Source organism: Streptomyces sp. NBC_00237 (assembly GCF_026342435.1).
Taxonomy (GTDB): domain Bacteria; phylum Actinomycetota; class Actinomycetes; order Streptomycetales; family Streptomycetaceae; genus Streptomyces.
Map to the genome: position 1 here is coordinate 1172501 of NZ_JAPEMT010000001.1, position 17321 is coordinate 1189821.

Here is a 17321-nt window from a genome sequence, read left to right on the forward strand (position 1 = left end):
AAATGCATTTAGGTGCAGCGTCGTGTGTTTCTTGCCGGAGGTAGAGCACTGGATAGGCGATGGGCCCTACCGGGTTACTGACCTTAGCCAAACTCCGAATGCCGGTAAGTGAGAGCACGGCAGTGAGACTGTGGGGGATAAGCTCCATGGTCGAGAGGGAAACAGCCCAGAGCATCGACTAAGGCCCCTAAGCGTACGCTAAGTGGGAAAGGATGTGGAGTCGCAGAGACAACCAGGAGGTTGGCTTAGAAGCAGCCACCCTTGAAAGAGTGCGTAATAGCTCACTGGTCAAGTGATTCCGCGCCGACAATGTAGCGGGGCTCAAGCGTACCGCCGAAGTCGTGTCATTCCAGCACATAGGGCCAACGCCGGCTGGGATGGGTAGGGGAGCGTCGTGTGCCGGGTGAAGCAGCCGCGGAAGCGAGTTGTGGACGGTTCACGAGTGAGAATGCAGGCATGAGTAGCGATACACACGTGAGAAACGTGTGCGCCGATTGACTAAGGGTTCCTGGGTCAAGCTGATCTGCCCAGGGTAAGTCGGGACCTAAGGCGAGGCCGACAGGCGTAGTCGATGGACAACCGGTTGATATTCCGGTACCCGCTTTGAAACGCCCAATACTGAATCAGACGATGCTAAGCCCGTGAAGCCGTTCCGGACCCTTCGGGGAAAGGAAAGTGGTGGAGCCGGTGACCCGGATCTGTACTAGGTAAGCGATGGGGTGACGCAGGAAGGTAGTCCAACCCGGGCGGTGGTAGTTCCCGGGGTAAGGGTGTAGGCCGTGTGATAGGCAAATCCGTCACACATTAAGGCTGAGACCTGATGCCGAGCCGATTGTGGTGAAGTGGATGATCCTATGCTGTCGAGAAAAGCCTCTAGCGAGTTTCATGGCGGCCCGTACCCTAAACCGACTCAGGTGGTCAGGTAGAGAATACCGAGGCGTTCGGGTGAACTATGGTTAAGGAACTCGGCAAAATGCCCCCGTAACTTCGGGAGAAGGGGGGCCATCACCGGTGATTGAATTTACTTCATGAGCTGGGGGTGGCCGCAGAGACCAGCGAGAAGCGACTGTTTACTAAAAACACAGGTCCGTGCGAAGCCGTAAGGCGATGTATACGGACTGACGCCTGCCCGGTGCTGGAACGTTAAGGGGACCGGTTAGTGATCTTTCGGGGTTGCGAAGCTGAGAACTTAAGCGCCAGTAAACGGCGGTGGTAACTATAACCATCCTAAGGTAGCGAAATTCCTTGTCGGGTAAGTTCCGACCTGCACGAATGGCGTAACGACTTCTCGACTGTCTCAACCATAGGCCCGGTGAAATTGCACTACGAGTAAAGATGCTCGTTTCGCGCAGAAGGACGGAAAGACCCCGGGACCTTTACTACAGTTTGATATTGGTGTTCGGTTCGGCTTGTGTAGGATAGGTGGGAGACTGTGAAGCTGTGACGCCAGTCATGGTGGAGTCGCCGTTGAAATACCACTCTGGTCGTGCTGGATGTCTAACCTAGGTCCGTGATCCGGATCAGGGACAGTGTCTGATGGGTAGTTTAACTGGGGCGGTTGCCTCCTAAAGAGTAACGGAGGCGCCCAAAGGTTCCCTCAGCCTGGTTGGCAATCAGGTGTTGAGTGTAAGTGCACAAGGGAGCTTGACTGTGAGACCGACGGGTCGAGCAGGGACGAAAGTCGGGACTAGTGATCCGGCAGTGGCTTGTGGAAGCGCTGTCGCTCAACGGATAAAAGGTACCCCGGGGATAACAGGCTGATCTTCCCCAAGAGTCCATATCGACGGGATGGTTTGGCACCTCGATGTCGGCTCGTCGCATCCTGGGGCTGGAGTCGGTCCCAAGGGTTGGGCTGTTCGCCCATTAAAGCGGTACGCGAGCTGGGTTTAGAACGTCGTGAGACAGTTCGGTCCCTATCCTCTGTGCGCGTAGGAATATTGAGAAGGGCTGTCCCTAGTACGAGAGGACCGGGACGGACGAACCTCTGGTGTGCCAGTTGTCCTGCCAAGGGCATGGCTGGTTGGCTACGTTCGGAAAGGATAACCGCTGAAAGCATCTAAGCGGGAAGCCTGCTTCGAGATGAGTATTCCCACCCCCTTTGAGGGGTTAAGGCTCCCAGTAGACGACTGGGTTGATAGGCCAGATGTGGAAGCCCGGTAACGGGTGGAGCTGACTGGTACTAATAGGCCGAGGGCTTGTCCTCAGTTGCTCGCGTCCACTGTGTTAGTTCTGAAATAACGAACAGCTGTGAAAACACCAGCGTTCAAATTTCATAGTGTTTCGGTGGTCATAGCGTTAGGGAAACGCCCGGTTACATTCCGAACCCGGAAGCTAAGCCTTTCAGCGCCGATGGTACTGCAGGGGGGACCCTGTGGGAGAGTAGGACGCCGCCGAACAATCATTGTGGAAATGCCCCGTACCGGGAGACCGGTACGGGGCATTTCTGCGTTTAAGGGTAGATGGGAAGCCCCAGAGGGATTCCTGCTGGTTGGGCTCCTTCTCGGCAGTGCGGAGTCCTAGAGACGGCCTGCCGACTTCAATGCCAGATAGGCGTCAGCGAGAGCAGGGGCCAAATCTTCGGGGGTGGCGTCGACCACGGTGACTCCGTATCGCTTGAGCTTTTCTGCTGTGTTTTCGCGCTGTTCCCGGGACTGGGCTCCTGCGGCGGCTTCGTAGACGGACTCCACTGATCCCCGAGCCGCAGCCATTTCCTCGACGCGGGGGTCGGCCACGGAAGCCACCACGACCGTATGGCGCTTGGTGAGCTGAGGAAGGACGGGGAGGAGACCGTCCTCCACGGGCGCTGAATCGAGGCCGGTGAGGAGAACGATGAGGGAATGGCGAGGAGCGCAGGCAAGCGCCGTGGCGCTAAGACCATGGGTGTCCGTTTCCACCAGCTCGGGTTCCAGTGGAGCCATGGCATTGACCAGTGAGGACAGGAGTTCACCCGACGACCGGCCTTGGACCTGGGCGCGTGTACGACGGTCGTAGGCCAGGAGGTCGACCCGGTCGCCCGCGCGGGAAGCGAGGGCGGCCAGGAGGAGTGCCGCGTCCATGGAGGCATCGAGCCGTGGGACGTCGCCCACGCGTCCCGCGGAGGTGCGGCCGGTGTCCAGGACCAAGAGGATGTGGCGGTCACGTTCCGGACGCCACGTACGCACGGCCACCGTGTTCTGGCGCGCGGTCGCGCGCCAGTCGATGGAGCGGGTGTCGTCGCCGGGAACGTAATCACGGAGGCTGTCGAACTCGGTGCCCTCGCCACGGGTCAACACGCTGGTACGGCCGTCGAGTTCACGAAGTCGAGCCAGCTTCGACGGGAGGTGTTTGCGGCTCGCGAAGGGAGGGAGCACGCGGACGGTCCACGGGACGCTGTGGCTGCCCTGGCGGGCGGCCAGGCCCAAGGGGCCGTACGAGCGGACCGTGACACGGTCCGAGCGGCGGTCGCCGCGACGGCTGGGGTGCAACTCGGTGGTGAGGCGGCGCCGTTCACCGGAAGGGACGATCACCTCGTGGCGGGACGCTGCGGTTTGGCTGCCGGAGGTCCAGCTGCTGGGCGGCCAGGCGTCGCGGAGTTGGGCGCGCAGTCGGCGGGGCGAGGGGTTGGTGACGGTCAGTTGAACTGTGGCGGTTTCGCCAAGTCGAACGGATGTGTCACCAGATCGGGTGAATTGGAGCTTACGCACTGGTGCTGCCAGTGCGTAGTCGCACAGAATTGCGAGCGTGAGGGGTGCGTTGACCGCAAGGATCCCCGACCAGTTCGGCGCGAGGATGCCGACGGGAAGGGAGCCGAGGGCCGCAAGGAGAGCGGTTCGTCCGGTGAGCGCCATGGGGTCGTCGCCGTCTCAGCGGGGGACGGGGACGTGGGCGAGGACGGAGGTGATGACGGAGTCGGCGGTGACGCCCTCCATCTCTGCTTCGGGGCGGAGTTGGATGCGGTGACGGAGCGTCGGGAGAGCAAGGGCCTTCACGTCGTCGGGGATGACGTAGTCCCTGCCGGTGAGCCAGGCCCAGGCGCGGGCGGTGGACAGCAGAGCAGTGGAACCTCGGGGGGAAACGCCGAGGGCGAGGGAGGGGGAGTTGCGGGTGGCACGGCAGATATCGACGACGTAGCCGGTGATTTCGGGCGACACCGAGGTCTTGGCGACGGCGGACCGAGCGGCTTCCAGATCGGCAGGACCGGCGACGGGGCGCACGCCCGCTGCCTTCAGGTCCCGGGGGTTGAAACCTTCGGCGTGGCGGGTCAGGACGGCGATCTCGTCCTGACGGTCGGGGAGGGGGACGGTGAGCTTCAGGAGGAAGCGGTCCAGTTGGGCTTCGGGGAGGGGGTAGGTGCCTTCGTACTCGACCGGGTTCTGGGTCGCTACGACGAGGAAGGGGTCGGGCAGGAGGCGGGGGACACCGTCAACGGTGACCTGGCGTTCTTCCATCGCTTCGAGGAGGGAGGACTGGGTTTTGGGGGGCGTGCGGTTGATTTCGTCGGCGAGGAGGAGGTTGGTGAAGACGGGACCGGGCTGGAAGGAGAACTCGGCGGTCCGGGCGTCGTAGACCAGAGAGCCGGTGACGTCGCTGGGCATCAGGTCGGGGGTGAACTGGACGCGCTTGGTGTCGAGTTCGAGAGAGGCGGCCAGGGCGCGGACCAGCAGGGTCTTGGCGACGCCGGGGACTCCTTCGAGGAGGACGTGGCCGCGGCAGAGGAGGGCGACGACGAGCCCGGTGACCGCCGGGTCCTGGCCGACCACGGCCTTGGCGATCTCGGCGCGCAGGGCCTCCAGGGAGGCGCGGGCGCTGTCGGGGGTCTCGGCGGGGATCTCTGCGTACTGGGCGCTCATGAGGCGCGGACCTCTCTTTCGAGGGCGTCGAGTTCGTCAGCCAGGCGGATGAGGCCGGCGTCTTGGGACGGGGCAGGGCCGAAGAGAAGGGAGTCGAGGTCTCTGTCGGAGTGCGGGAGACGTGCGGAGACGGCGGGGAGAAGAGACGCCGGGGTGTGCGCGTGGGCGGTGGGGACGCCCAGGAGGGAGCAGAGGCGGGCGCGGGTCGCCGAGCGGAGGACAGAAGCGGCGCGGTCGCGGGCGTTGGCCTTGCGGTAGAGGCGGGCGCGGCCTTCGGTGGTCTCGGAGGCGCGGATGGCGACGGGCAGGTGCTCGGTCACCAGGGGGCCGAGGCGGCGGGCGCGCCACAGGGCGGCGAGCAGCGCGGCGAAGGCGAGTTGGGCGGTTCCCCAGATCCAGCCAGGTGGGACCTGGGAGAGGAAGCCGCCAGTGGTGTCGTCGGTGGAGCCTTGGCTGTCGGCGGCGGAAGGGTCGGAGAGGGAAGGGAGGTACCAGGTCAGGTTGGGGCGCGAGCCGAGGAGTTGGAGAGCGAGGGAGGCGTTGCCCTGTTGGCCGAGGCGCTCGTTGTGGAGGAAGTCGGTGGCGCCGATGAGGACAGTGTCGCCGCTGCCGCTGCCGCTGCCGCTGCCGCTGCCGCTGCTGTTGGTGGGAGCGGGGGTGAGGAGGCGGAGCAGGGAAGCGTGGGTCTCGACCGGGTAACAGGCATCCGGGCGGCCGGAACTGGAGAGCGAGGAGGTGGGGGAGTACAGAAGGCCGCCGAGGTCGGCGGGGCCTGCGGTGGTGGCTGCGGGCAGGGAGCAGCGGGGCTCGCGGGTGGTGACCGGGGCGGGCTGGGCCTCGACACGTACGCCGGGGGCGAGGGTGGGGAGGACGGTGCCGGTAGGGGCTGCCAAGACGGTGCGGCCGCTGGAAGAGGAGGTGGTTTGGTGGAGGCGGCGCTGCTGGGAGGGGGTGAGGAGGTTCGGCGAGGCGACGAGGAGGGTGGTGTCGCGGCCGGTGGCGGAGGTTGCCTCGGCGAGGGTGGTGACGACGTGGGTGGAGACACCGCGCTGTTTGAGGAGTTCCGCGACGGCCCGAGTGCCGGTGGGGTCGGCGGAGCGGGGGTCGAGAGTGCCGTGCGGGGTGCCGGACTGGAGGGCGGCGAGGACGATTCCGGCGAGGAGGACGAGGGACGCGACCAGGAAGAGGCCGCGGGTGCGGGTCCAGATGTCACGCGTGGTGGGCGAGATCGAGGTGGAGGGGGGCGCGGTCGTCACAGGGCGGCCCACTCGGAGGTCGGCGGGGTGGCGGCCAGGGACGGCTTCGTACGTTCCAGGTCGAGGTCCAGGTCGCGCAGGCGGACGTACGAGGCTTCGTCGGCTGTGCGGTCGCCGTACGTGACGTCGTCGAAGGAGCGGGCTGCTGCGTGCAGGCGGGAGGCGTGGTCGGGCAGGGTGCGGCCGGCTTCGGCGGCGGCCTCGTCGGCGGTGCGGCCGGGGCGCGGATCGAGGAGGGTGCGTTCCTCCAGGGAGCGGACCAGGGCGCGCATGCGTTCCTGCACGGCGGGGTTCCAGCGGTGGGCGGCGGCATGGGCCTCGGCGGAGGCCCGGTGTTCGGCGGCGCTGCGGGGGCGGTCGTCGAAGAGGGCGGGGGCGGAGGAGGCTGGGGTGCGGTTCGGGGTTCCGAGGCGCCACCACAGGCCCGCGAGGAGCAGCACGACGACCAGGGCGATGACGGCCAGGCCGAGCGGGCCCCCGGGGGTTGCCCCGGAGGCCGCGCCGAAGAGGTCGCCGACCCACTCCCAGAGACGGTCGAGTGCCCGCTGGAGGAGGTTCGGGTCGTGCTCGTGGTACCTGGGGTGGGACAGCTCGCGCTCCGCCGCTTCACGGGCCGGTACGCGGGGGGTGTCCAGGGGCGGGTCTTCGCCCGTGCGTACGCGGAGCCAGGCCGTGGCAGTGTCCCCCGTCAACGGCATGGGCGAATCAGTTCCCCGGCGTCTGGTCGGGCGACTGTTCCGTGTCGTAGCCGGGGAGGCCCGCGGCGCGGGCGAGGTCCAGGTCGAGGGCCTCGCGGCGGATGCGCTGGTCGATGTAGAGGAGGACCGACACGCCTGCGGAGATCGGGTAGGTGATGCACGAGGCGATCACCGCGCCGATGCCGCCGATGACCAGGAACGCCCAGCTGAACTCCGAGGCGTCGCCCTTCACCAGGCCGTCCAGGCCGCTGCCGTCCGTGACGAGGGCGATGGTGGAGAAGAGCATCACGATGAGCATGGAGACGATGGCCGTCAGCAGGGCCGTCACCAGTTGGATGCCGAATACCCGCCACCAGGAGCCCTGCACCAGCTTCGAGGAGCGGCGCAGCGCCTGACCGATCGACTGGCGTTCCAGCATCAGCGCCGGGGACGCCAGGGAGAAGCGGATCCACAGCCAGACCACGACGACGGCGGCCGCGAGTGCGCCGAGCGCGGCGAGTGCGGCACCGCCGGCCGAGCCGAGCAGCCAGCCCGGCAGCATGCCCACAGTCATGATCGCCAAGGCGCCGAGGGTCAGCAGCAGGGTCAGGCCCAGCAGGTGCGGCAGCCGGGGCTTCGCCTCGCGCCAGGCGTCGCCCAGCGACACCGCACGGCCCAGCACCGAGCGGCTGACCACGATGGTCAGCAGTGCCGTGGTGAAGAGGGTGCCGATCATGCCGATCAGCAGCGACGGCACCGTGCTGATCATGGTGTCCTGCATCGAGTCCAGGGACTGTCGCAGTGCCTCGGTCGGATTGGTCTCGGGGTCGGCCGTGATCGGGGTGGGCGCGGGCAGGACGAACTTCTGGAGGAGGATGTCCGCGATCTGGACGAGTACGGCGACGACCACCGTGACACCGAGCACCGTGCGCCAGTGGGCGCGCGCCGTGGACACCGAGCCGTCGAGGATGTCGCCGAGGCCCAGCGGACGCAGCGGGATCACACCCGGCTTGGCCGCGGGCGGCGGGCCGCCCCAGCCGCCGGGGCCCCGGGCTCCCCAACCGCCCTGCGGAGCTCCGTTCCGGCCCTGGCGGGGCGGGGTCTGGGCGTGGCTGCGCTGCGGAGTGCCGCTCGGCGCGGACCACTGGCCCGCGGGCGGCTGCTCCTTCGACCACTTCGATCCGGATGGCGTGGACTCGGGCGCCCGGCCCGTGGGCCCGGTCTCCCCGGAGTTCTCCGGGGGACGGCCGTCGGAGGGGGCGGATCCGGGCGAGGCCCAGCCCGGAGAGTCGTTCATCGTCGCTCCTTCACGGTGCCCGTCCGCGGGTACGGCGGCCGGTTGTCAGCCATCGTGCCATGGGAGGTGTGCGGGCGGACCGGCCCCCGTATCTCCTCTCTCCCCTCCGCACCTTCAATTACCGGTGCGGTACGGGGCAGACTGGGCGGATGGCTGATCACGACGCGCACAGCACGGTGGGCGCAGAACCGCCCGCGTTGCCTTCACTGCGATGGGAGGAGCCGCCCGAAGGACCGGTGCTGGTACTCATCGACCAGACCCGGCTGCCGGTGGAAGAAGTCGAACTGGTCTGTACGGACGTGCCCGCCCTGGTGCGGGCGATCCAGAGCCTGGCCGTACGAGGAGCACCACTGCTGGGGATTGCCGGGGCGTACGGAGTGGCGCTCGCCGCCCGGCGGGGGTTCGACGTCGACGAGGCCGCGGCGCAACTGGCGGGAGCGCGGCCCACCGCCGTCAACCTCGGGTACGGGGTGCGACGGGCGGCCGGGGCGCATGCCGCCGCGCTGGAGAAGGGGCTCGGCCAGGACGGGGCGGCGCAGGCCGCACTGGACGCCGCGCTGGAGCTGCACCGGGCGGACGCCGCAGCCAGTGCCGCCATGGCCCGGCACGGGCTCGCCCTCCTCGACGAGCTGCTGCCCGGCGGGAGCCACCGCATCCTCACCCACTGCAACACCGGGGCCCTGGTCTCCGGCGGCGAGGGCACCGCGTTCGCCGTGGCGCTGGCGGCGCACCGCAAGGGGCGGCTGCGCAGGCTCTGGGTCGACGAGACGCGGCCACTGCTCCAGGGCGCGCGGCTCACCGCGTACGAGGCGGCCCGGCACTCCATGGCGTACACGCTGCTGACGGACAACGCGGCGGGTTCGCTGTTCGCGGCGGGCGAGGTGGACGCCGTGCTGATCGGGGCGGACCGGATCGCGGCGGACGGTTCGGTGGCGAACAAGGTGGGGAGCTATCCGCTCGCGGTCCTGGCGAAGTACCACCACGTCCCGTTCATCGTGGTTGCCCCGCTCACCACGGTCGATCTGGCGACCCCGGACGGGGCGGCGATCGAGGTGGAACAGCGGCCCGGGACCGAGGTGACGGAATTCACCGGGGGCTTCTCGGTGACGGCGGCAGGCGTGGAAGGGGGCGGCGGACAGCCCGTGGCACCGCTCGGGACGCAGGCGTACAACCCCGCCTTCGACGTCACGCCACCGGAACTGGTGACGGCGATCGTCACCGAAGAAGGCGTCGTCTCACCGGTGGCGGGGGCCGCTCTCGCGGAGCTGTGTGCCAGGTCACCACAGGCAACGATGAGCTAATGGGATGATGGCCCTTATGAAAGGTCGCGTTCTCGTAGTTGACGACGACACCGCACTTGCCGAGATGCTGGGCATTGTGTTGCGTGGAGAAGGTTTTGAGCCGTCGTTCGTCGCCGACGGCGACAAAGCGCTGGCTGCGTTCAGGGAGGCCAAGCCTGACCTGGTGCTGCTGGACCTCATGCTGCCCGGACGGGACGGCATCGAAGTCTGCCGCCTGATCCGCGCCGAGTCCGGCGTGCCCATCGTCATGCTCACGGCCAAGAGCGACACCGTCGATGTGGTGGTCGGGCTGGAATCCGGCGCCGACGACTACATCGTCAAGCCGTTCAAGCCCAAGGAGCTCGTCGCCCGGATCCGGGCGAGGCTGAGGAGGTCGGAGGAGCCCGCGCCGGAACAGCTGGCCATCGGTGACCTGGTCATCGACGTCGCCGGTCACTCGGTGAAGCGGGAGGGACAGTCGATCGCACTGACCCCGCTGGAGTTCGACCTGCTGGTCGCGCTCGCCCGCAAGCCCTGGCAGGTGTTCACCCGCGAGGTGCTGCTGGAGCAGGTCTGGGGGTACCGCCACGCCGCGGACACCCGGCTGGTCAACGTCCACGTACAGCGACTGCGGTCCAAGGTCGAGAAGGACCCGGAACGCCCCGAGATCGTCGTGACCGTACGCGGCGTCGGATACAAGGCCGGACCGAGCTGACATGAACCGAGGCAGTGCTGCTCCGAAGCCCGGGGAGCCGGGCGGCCCTACGGAGCGGACTGCACCGGCCGACCGCTCGGGACGGGGCACGCCCCACGAGGTGCCGCCCGGCGTCTCCGGCCGCCCGGGACGCCGTACGTCCCGGGCCGGCCGGTTCCTCCAGGGCGGCCGTCTGCTCCAGGACGCGGCCCCCGGCGGGCCCGTGCTGCGCCTCGTCGTACGGCTCGTACGACGCCCCCTGCTGCCCGCGATACGGCTGTGGCGGCGCAACATCCAGCTGCGCGTCGTCGCCACGACCCTGCTGATGTCCCTCGGCGTGGTGCTGCTCCTCGGCTTCGTCGTCATCAGCGCGGTCAGCAACGGACTGCTCAAGTCCAAGGTCGAAGCCGCCCAGAACCAGGCCCGCGGCGGATTCGCCGTCGCCCAGGAACGGGCCAACGCCCCCGCCGACGCCAACGGCAGGGACAGCGGCGACGGCGGCAACGCCGTGCGCAACGCCGCCAACTGGCGTTCCGACCTGGTGGAACAGCTTGCCAGCGGTGGACAGAAAGCCTTCAACGTGGTGGCCCTCAGCGTCGCCTCCGACTCCGCGAGCCAGCGAGGCCCCCGCGCCTCCGGCGGGGTCGACCCGATCGCGAGCGTGCCGCAGGAACTGCGCAGCTCCCTCGACAGGAACTCCGAGACGTACCAGGTCAACTGGCGCATCGTGTACAGCAACGACGCACAGCCGTCAGAGCCCGGCCTGATCATCGGCAAGCGGCTCAACGACATCAGCGGGAACCCCTACCAGCTGTACTACCTCTTCCCGCTGACGCAGGAGGAGGCGTCCCTCAAGGTCGTCACGAACACCCTGCTGACCGCCGGAGTGTTCGTCGTCGTCCTGCTCGGAGCCATCGCCTGGCTGGTGGTGCGCCAGATCGTCACCCCCGTACGGATGGCCGCAGGGGTCGCCGAACGGCTCTCCGCCGGACGCCTCCAGGAACGTATGAAGGTCACCGGCGAGGACGACATCGCGCGCCTCGGCGAAGCCTTCAACAAGATGGCGCAGAACCTCCAGCTGAAGATCCAGCAGCTGGAGGACCTGTCGCGGATGCAGCGGCGGTTCGTCTCCGACGTCTCGCACGAGCTGCGGACGCCGCTGACGACGGTACGGATGGCCGCCGACGTCATCCACGACTCCAAGAGCGACTTCGACCCGGTGACGGCGCGCTCCGCCGAGCTGCTGGTCGGGCAGATCGATCGTTTTGAGTCACTCCTGGCGGACCTGCTGGAGATCAGCCGCTTCGACGCGGGAGCCGCCGCGCTGGAGGCCGAGCCGATAGACCTGCGCGAGGTCGTACGCCGGGTGATCGACGCGGCGGAACCGCTCGCCGAACGCAAGGGCACCGTCGTGAGGGTCGTCGGCGACGAACAGTCGGTGGTCGTCGAGGCGGACGCCCGGCGGGTCGAGCGGGTGCTGCGCAACCTCGTCGTCAACGCCGTCGAGCACGGCGAGGGGCGGGACGTGGTCGTACGGCTGGGGGCGGCCGGAGGGGCTGTCGCCGTCGCCGTACGGGACTACGGCGTCGGCCTGAAGCCCGGCGAGGCCACCCGGGTGTTCAGCCGCTTCTGGCGGGCCGACCCGGCGCGGGCGCGCACCACGGGCGGCACCGGGCTCGGGCTGTCCATCGCCGTCGAGGACGCCCGCCTGCACGGCGGCTGGCTCCAGGCGTGGGGCGAGCCGGGCGGCGGATCACAGTTCCGGCTGACGCTGCCGCGCACGGTCGACGAACCACTGCGAGGGTCGCCCATCCCGCTGGAGCCCGAGGACTCACGACGGGCACGCGCGCGCGTGGCCGAGGCGGAGCAGGCGGCGGACCGGGACGCCGCGAGCACGCGGCTCGCCTCCTTGCCCGTGCAGCAGACGGGGGAGCGGCGGGCAGGGCCCCTGTCTCGGCCGCGTACGGCGGTGGTACCCGCGGACCCGACGGCGTTGCCGGGCAGCGGTGCACGCGTGGTGTCGCGGAAGGCGGGCGACGAGCCGCAGAACGGGTGGGACAACCGCGCCGACAGTGCCGATCGCACAGGCGGCGACGGTGGACAGAGTGCCGACGCCAGTCGCAAGGGTGCGAGCGACCGGCGTGACAGTGGTGCGAACGACGGCGAAAGGGATGCGCACCAGGGGCACGACAGTGACCTCCGCGCACCCGGGAACAGGGACCGGGAGGACACCCCGCGTGGGCGTTGAGGGGCGTAGCCGCAGCAGTGACCGTACGAACGAAGGCAGGACCGTCCGGGAGCGCGGGCTGAGAGTGACGGCCTTCGTGGCCGGTGCCGGGCTGCTGCTGACCGCCGTCGGCTGCGGGTCGATGCCCGACCACGGCGAGGTGCGCGAGGTCAAGGCGTCCCCCCAGGTCGACACGCAAGTACGCGTCTACAGTGTGCCGCCGCTCCCCGGGGCCGAGCCCGGGGCCATCGTCGACGGCTTCATGGAGGCGATGACCAGCGACGACCCCGGCTTCGACACCGCGCGCAAGTACCTGACCAAGAACGCCTCGAAGAAGTGGAATCCCGGCCGGACCACCACCATCCTCGGCGGCGCGGGGCCGAACCCGGGAGAGACGACTTCCGGCCAGAACAAAACGACCCGCACGTTCAAGATCACCGGTGAGCAGATCGCCGAACTCGACGAGCAGAGTGCCTACGAGCCACTCTCGGGTGCGTATGGGCAGACGCTGCGTCTGGTGAAGGAGAAGGGCCCGGACAAGAAGGACGGCGTCGAGTGGCGCATTGACACGCCGCCACCAGGACTGGTGCTCGGCGAGTCGGACTTCCAGCGCATCTTCCGGTCCGTGAACAAGTACTACTTCGCGTCGGCGACGGAGGACCCGGGGCGGCGCTGGCTCGTCGCCGACCCCGTCTACGTACGCAAGCGCACCGACCCGCAGACCCGGCTGGACCCCGTGGCGCAGGCCGTGAAGGCGGTCATGGACGGGCCGTCGACCTGGCTCAAGCCGGTGGTCATCTCGCGCTTCCCCACCAAGGCGGCCCTCAAGAACGGCACCAAGGCGTTGCCGATCGGCGACCACAACTCGCTGAAGGTGCCGCTCAATCCGGAGGCGGCCGCCATCACTCAGAAGACCTGCCAGGACATGGCCGCCCAACTGCTCTTCACGCTCCAGGACCTGACGTCCTCCACCCGGGTGGACCAGGTGGAGATGCTGCGGCCCGACGATTCGTCGCTGTGCCTGCTCAACAAGAACGAGGCGGGCGTGTACGCCCCGAGCAGCATTTCCGGTTCGCCCAGCCACCAGTACTTCCTGAACGCCGACCGTCACCTCGTGCGGTTGGGCATCACCAGCGAGAGCGGCTTCGCGGAGCCCGTGCCGGGCGCGATCGGCGAACTCGGGGTGCGCGTGCGGTCGGCCGGGATCTCGCGGGACGAGAGTGCGGCGGCGGCCGTGTCGGACGACGGTCTTGAGCTGTACGTGGCCCCGATCGCGTCGGGCGGGAACAAGCGCGCAACGGTGTACAGGAGCGCTGCCGGGGCGAAGGAACCGCTCTCCCCGCCGAGTTGGGACGGGCGGGGCGATCTGTGGGTCGCCGACCGGGACCAGCGGCGGCCACGGGTGATGCGCATCGTGGACGGCAAGGGGACGGCGCAGGAGGTCAGGGTCGACGGCCTCGGCGCAGGTACCGTCGACGCGCTGCGCGTGTCGGCGGACGGTGTGCGGATCGCGCTGCTGATCACGGAGAAGAAGGGCTCCAAGACGGTCACGACGGTCAAGATCGGACGGGTGGAGCGCCGGGACGATGCAGGCCGGCAGACGGTCGAGGTCGTGGGACTGCGGCTCGCCGCCCCGCAGATGGAGGAAGTGACGGCGATGTCGTGGGCGGGACAGAGCCGTCTCGTGGTGGTGGGCCGGGAGTCCGGGGGCGTGCAGCAGATGCGGTACGTCCGGACGGACGGGTCCAGTTCGGCGGCGGGGCTGCTGCCGGGCGCCAACCAGGTGACGGTGGTCGCGGCGACCGACACCGAGTCGGCGGCGGTACTGGCGCAGTCGACGGACGACGGGATCGTGCGGCTGCCGCCGGGGGCGAACTGGAAGACGCTGGTGCGGGAAGGCTCGATGCCGGTCTATCCGGGGTAGCGGGCGGCGGCACCCGCGCGGGCCGTGGAGTGCTGTGCGGGGCTGTGCGGGGCTGTATGGGGCTGTGCAGGGTGTGTGACGGCGGGCTCGACTCCTGGTTTTCCACAGGGAGTCGGGCCCGTTTCGTGCGTTGTCCACAGGGGTGGCGGGGCTGTGGCCAGGCCGGGCACAGTGGTGGACATGAGGCAATTGCGGGTTGTTTGGCGGGAATTCGCCGCGCTGGTCCTGCCGGTGGCCTGTGCGGGATGCGGCAGGCCACGGGAGCCGTCGGGGGTGTGCGCGGAGTGCGCCGGTGCGCTGTACGGGGGCGAGCCGGGGCGCGTACGGCCGATGCCGGAGCCGCCCGGGCTGCCGGTCGTGCACGCGGCGGCGTGGTACGAGGACGCCCCGCGGGCGGTGCTCCTCGCGCACAAGGAGCGGGGTGCGCTCGGCCTGGCGGAAGCGCTGGGACGGGCGTTGGCGGGGGCCGTGCGCAGCGCGGCGGGGGAGGCGGGGACGGGGGGCGGATGGGGTGGGGAGGGAGGGGAGGGGGAGGAGGGGGAGGGGGAGCCCCCGGTGGCGTATCCCCCGGCCGGTTGGGTAGGTGCTCCCCCAGTGGACGCGACCCAGGAACTCGTGCTGGTGCCCGTGCCGTCCGCCCGGCGTTCGGTCGCCGCGCGGGGGCAGGATCCGGCGCGGCGGATCGCCTTCGCGGCGGCCGGTGAGCTGCGGCGGAGCGGGACGCGGGCCAGGGTGGCGCCGGTACTGCGGCAGTGCCGCCCGGTGGGCGACCAGGCGGGCCTGAGCGCCCCTGAGAGGCTGGCGAACCTGTCCGGGGCCCTGGATGCCGTTCCCGGCGCCGGGAGGCTGCTGGTGGGCGGCAGGGTGGTCCTGGTGGACGACCTCATGACCACCGGTGCGTCACTGGTGGAGGGGGCACGGGCACTGAAGGCGCTCGCGGACGAGTATGGGCCCGGTGGCCCTGCGGGCGGGTACGCGAGGCGCAGAGGGAGACCGGGAAGGTCCGGGGAGTACTCCCGTGCGTTCTGGGGAAGGCCGGGAAATACCGGAATCCCACAGCTCGTGGCAGCGGTTGTCGCAGCCCCGCCGAAATCTTTCAAAATAAACTGGAACTGAGCGGGAACTTGCATCGTTGCAGGTAGTGAGAGGGAAAAACCACCTGAACGGAGGTACGCGCCGGTAGCGGGTGCCGATACCCGGCCGGGCGGGCTATGTTCAGAAGTGAGGAATAGCGGCCGCTGTGCCTCACTTATTGCACTGCCGTGCTTCAGGTTTTCCCTCGCGCCCCGAAAGTCGGGGGTGTGGATCTTCCCCACGGGGGAGGAGGAGAGGAAGTCGCCTAGTCCGAGACTTCGGGACTGACCGGAGTCTGGTGCAAAAGGGAGACGCTCCGCAGTGAGCGGAGCAATCCGGGAACGGAGTTCTGCGTGGACATCGTCGTCAAGGGCCGCAAGACAGAGGTACCCGAGCGGTTCCGCAAGCACGTGGCGGAGAAGCTCAAGCTGGACAGGATCCAGAAGCTCGACGGCAAGGTGATCAGCCTCGACGTGGAGGTGTCCAAGGAGCCCAACCCGAGGCAGGCGGACCGGTCCGACCGTGTGGAGATCACGGTGCACGGACGGGGGCCTGTGATCCGGGCCGAGGCGTCGGCGGGCGACCCGTACGCGGCGCTCGACCTGGCGACCGGAAAGCTGGAAGCGCGGCTGCGCAAGCAGCACGACAAGCGGCACACCCGTCGAGGCACCGGCAGGCTCTCCGCCGCCGAGGTCGGCGCGGCGGTACCCGACGCGGCGGTCATCGACGGTGACGGTCAACTCGTCGTGGACCACGCCGAGTCGGACGGCGGGGTGCCCACGAAGAAGATCGGTTCGCTTGAGGTGCAGGGCGACGGGCCGCTGATCGTGCGCGAGAAGACGCACGTCGCCGCACCGATGTCGCTCGACCAGGCGCTGTACGAGATGGAGTTGGTCGGCCACGACTTCTACCTCTACGTCGAAGCGGAGACCAAGGAGCCCAGCGTCGTCTACCGGCGGCACGCCTACGACTACGGCGTCATCCGCCTGAACACCGATCCGCTGGCGGAGTCTGAAGGCAGCGGCGCGGGCGGCGCACTCGGCGGATGAGTGCTGAACGGCGGCGCGAAGTCCGCCGTGCCACCTGAAGGTGGTGTCCCCGGAGGGCCTGTGCGCTCCGGGGGCATCGGCGTGTGCACCCGTGGCGAGTCCTGAAGCGACCGTTGTGTCGCCGGGGCATGGAATCATGTCACCGCAAGTCAAGAAGTGCTCTGCGGACCGTGGTTGGCGCAGCACACGAACTTCGGGCCATGGCCTCAGGGGGAGGAACGATGGCGGACAGCTTCGGTCCGGTGCACGGCGGCGACTACGCCCGGAATCTTGACCGCGGTCACGACCGTGCGGGCGACAGGGACGCGGGTGCGTTCCGCAAGGAGCCGATCAGGGTCCTCGTGGTGGACGACCACGCGCTCTTCCGGCGGGGGCTGGAGATCGTCCTCGCGCAGGAGGAGGACATCCAGGTCGTCGGCGAGGCGGGGGACGGGGCGGAGGCCGTCGACAAGGCGGCCGACCTGCTGCCGGACATCGTGCTGATGGACGTACGAATGCCCAGGCGGGGCGGTATCGAGGCGTGCACCTCGATCAAGGAGGTGGCCCCCAGCGCGAAGATCATCATGCTGACGATCAGCGACGAGGAGGCCGACCTCTACGACGCGATCAAGGCCGGTGCGACGGGATACCTGCTGAAGGAGATCTCCACGGACGAGGTGTCCACGGCGATCCGGGCGGTGGCCGACGGCCAGTCGCAGATCAGTCCGTCGATGGCGTCCAAACTGCTCACCGAATTCAAGTCGATGATCCAGCGGTCCGACGAGCGCCGGCTGGTGCCCGCGCCCCGGCTCACCGACCGTGAGCTGGAAGTGCTCAAGCTGGTGGCTACGGGGATGAACAACCGGGACATCGCCAAGGAACTGTTCATCTCGGAGAACACCGTGAAGAACCACGTGCGGAACATCCTGGAGAAGCTCCAGCTGCATTCCCGCATGGAGGCCGTGGTGTACGCGATGCGGGAGAAGATCCTGGAGATCCGCTGACCCCGACCGGAAGATCCACTGACCCCGACCG

Annotated in this window: 12 protein-coding genes and 2 rRNA genes (1 of these 14 cut by a window edge); 9 read left to right on the forward strand and 5 right to left on the reverse strand. The window is 68.6% G+C overall.

Annotation, left to right across the window (positions count from 1 at the left end; all coding sequences use genetic code 11):
* Together OG897_RS05090 and rrf are read left to right on the forward strand one after the other, a co-directional pair.
* Positions 1-2203 (forward strand): 23S ribosomal RNA (locus OG897_RS05090); it begins 923 nt to the left of the window's first position.
* 76 nt (positions 2204-2279) lie between these two features.
* Positions 2280-2396: ribosomal RNA gene (gene rrf, locus OG897_RS05095) — 5S ribosomal RNA — on the forward strand.
* A gap of 120 nt (positions 2397-2516) precedes the next feature.
* Here the strand turns inward: rrf and OG897_RS05100 are convergent.
* The 5 genes from OG897_RS05100 to OG897_RS05120 are packed head-to-tail and all read right to left on the reverse strand — an operon-like array spanning position 2517 to position 8059.
* The gene (locus tag OG897_RS05100) at positions 2517-3827 is read right to left on the reverse strand and encodes a DUF58 domain-containing protein (protein WP_266653220.1); all 1311 of its coding nucleotides are present in this window, start codon (positions 3825-3827) and stop codon (positions 2517-2519) included.
* Positions 3828-3842: 15 nt separating this feature from the next.
* Positions 3843-4829 carry a MoxR family ATPase gene (locus OG897_RS05105; protein WP_266653221.1) on the reverse strand — a complete coding sequence of 329 codons (987 nt, stop codon included), beginning with the start codon at positions 4827-4829 and terminating at the stop codon, positions 3843-3845.
* Entirely contained in the window at positions 4826-6085 is a 1260-nt protein-coding gene (locus OG897_RS05110) for a DUF4350 domain-containing protein (protein WP_266653223.1), read from the reverse strand. The genes OG897_RS05105 and OG897_RS05110 overlap by 4 nt, the downstream gene beginning before the upstream one ends.
* Positions 6082-6783, reverse strand: coding sequence for a DUF4129 domain-containing protein (locus tag OG897_RS05115; RefSeq protein ID WP_266653225.1), 702 nt, complete (start codon positions 6781-6783; stop codon positions 6082-6084). Before OG897_RS05115 ends, OG897_RS05110 begins: the two co-directional genes overlap by 4 nt.
* A gap of 7 nt (positions 6784-6790) precedes the next feature.
* A complete protein-coding gene (locus OG897_RS05120; RefSeq protein WP_266653227.1) occupies positions 6791-8059 on the reverse strand; it encodes a glycerophosphoryl diester phosphodiesterase membrane domain-containing protein in 1269 nt (422 codons plus the stop codon).
* 149 nt (positions 8060-8208) lie between these two features.
* Between OG897_RS05120 and mtnA the strand changes: the two genes are divergently transcribed.
* From mtnA to OG897_RS05155, 7 genes are all read left to right on the forward strand, one after another.
* Positions 8209-9360 carry an S-methyl-5-thioribose-1-phosphate isomerase gene (mtnA, locus tag OG897_RS05125; RefSeq protein WP_266653229.1) on the forward strand — a complete coding sequence of 384 codons (1152 nt, stop codon included), beginning with the start codon at positions 8209-8211 and terminating at the stop codon, positions 9358-9360.
* 4 nt (positions 9361-9364) lie between these two features.
* A complete protein-coding gene (gene mtrA / locus OG897_RS05130) occupies positions 9365-10054 on the forward strand; it encodes a two-component system response regulator MtrA (RefSeq protein ID WP_266653231.1) in 690 nt (229 codons plus the stop codon).
* Between the two features lies 1 nt (position 10055).
* Positions 10056-12281, forward strand: a complete 2226-nt coding sequence (gene mtrB / locus OG897_RS05135; RefSeq protein WP_266653233.1) for an MtrAB system histidine kinase MtrB — start codon at positions 10056-10058, stop codon at positions 12279-12281.
* Positions 12271-14184 (forward strand): LpqB family beta-propeller domain-containing protein, encoded by a 1914-nt coding sequence (locus tag OG897_RS05140; RefSeq protein ID WP_323187987.1) that lies wholly within the window; start codon positions 12271-12273, stop codon positions 14182-14184. Before mtrB ends, OG897_RS05140 begins: the two co-directional genes overlap by 11 nt.
* Before the next feature lie 189 nt (positions 14185-14373).
* Complete coding sequence (locus OG897_RS05145) at positions 14374-15300, forward strand: ComF family protein (protein WP_266656579.1); 927 nt, start codon at positions 14374-14376, stop codon at positions 15298-15300.
* A 311-nt stretch (positions 15301-15611) separates the two neighbouring features.
* Entirely contained in the window at positions 15612-16307 is a 696-nt protein-coding gene (gene raiA / locus OG897_RS05150; protein ID WP_266653235.1) for a ribosome-associated translation inhibitor RaiA, read from the forward strand.
* Between the two features lie 221 nt (positions 16308-16528).
* Complete coding sequence (locus OG897_RS05155) at positions 16529-17290, forward strand: response regulator transcription factor (protein WP_266653237.1); 762 nt, start codon at positions 16529-16531, stop codon at positions 17288-17290.
* Positions 17291-17321: the final 31 nt, after the last annotated feature.

Excerpts from the sequence above, each read along its gene's own strand:
- OG897_RS05115 (WP_266653225.1), bottom strand. The coding sequence starts at position 6,783 with ATGCCGTTGACGGGGGACACTGCCACGGCCTGGCTCCGCGTACGCACG.
- mtnA (WP_266653229.1), top strand. The coding sequence starts at position 8,209 with ATGGCTGATCACGACGCGCACAGCACGGTGGGCGCAGAACCGCCCGCG.
- OG897_RS05155 (WP_266653237.1), top strand. The coding sequence starts at position 16,529 with ATGGCGGACAGCTTCGGTCCGGTGCACGGCGGCGACTACGCCCGGAAT.
- mtrB (WP_266653233.1), top strand. The coding sequence starts at position 10,056 with ATGAACCGAGGCAGTGCTGCTCCGAAGCCCGGGGAGCCGGGCGGCCCT.
- OG897_RS05120 (WP_266653227.1), bottom strand. The coding sequence starts at position 8,059 with ATGAACGACTCTCCGGGCTGGGCCTCGCCCGGATCCGCCCCCTCCGAC.
- OG897_RS05105 (WP_266653221.1), bottom strand. The coding sequence starts at position 4,829 with ATGAGCGCCCAGTACGCAGAGATCCCCGCCGAGACCCCCGACAGCGCC.
- mtrA (WP_266653231.1), top strand. The coding sequence starts at position 9,365 with ATGATGGCCCTTATGAAAGGTCGCGTTCTCGTAGTTGACGACGACACC.
- OG897_RS05100 (WP_266653220.1), bottom strand. The coding sequence starts at position 3,827 with ATGGCGCTCACCGGACGAACCGCTCTCCTTGCGGCCCTCGGCTCCCTT.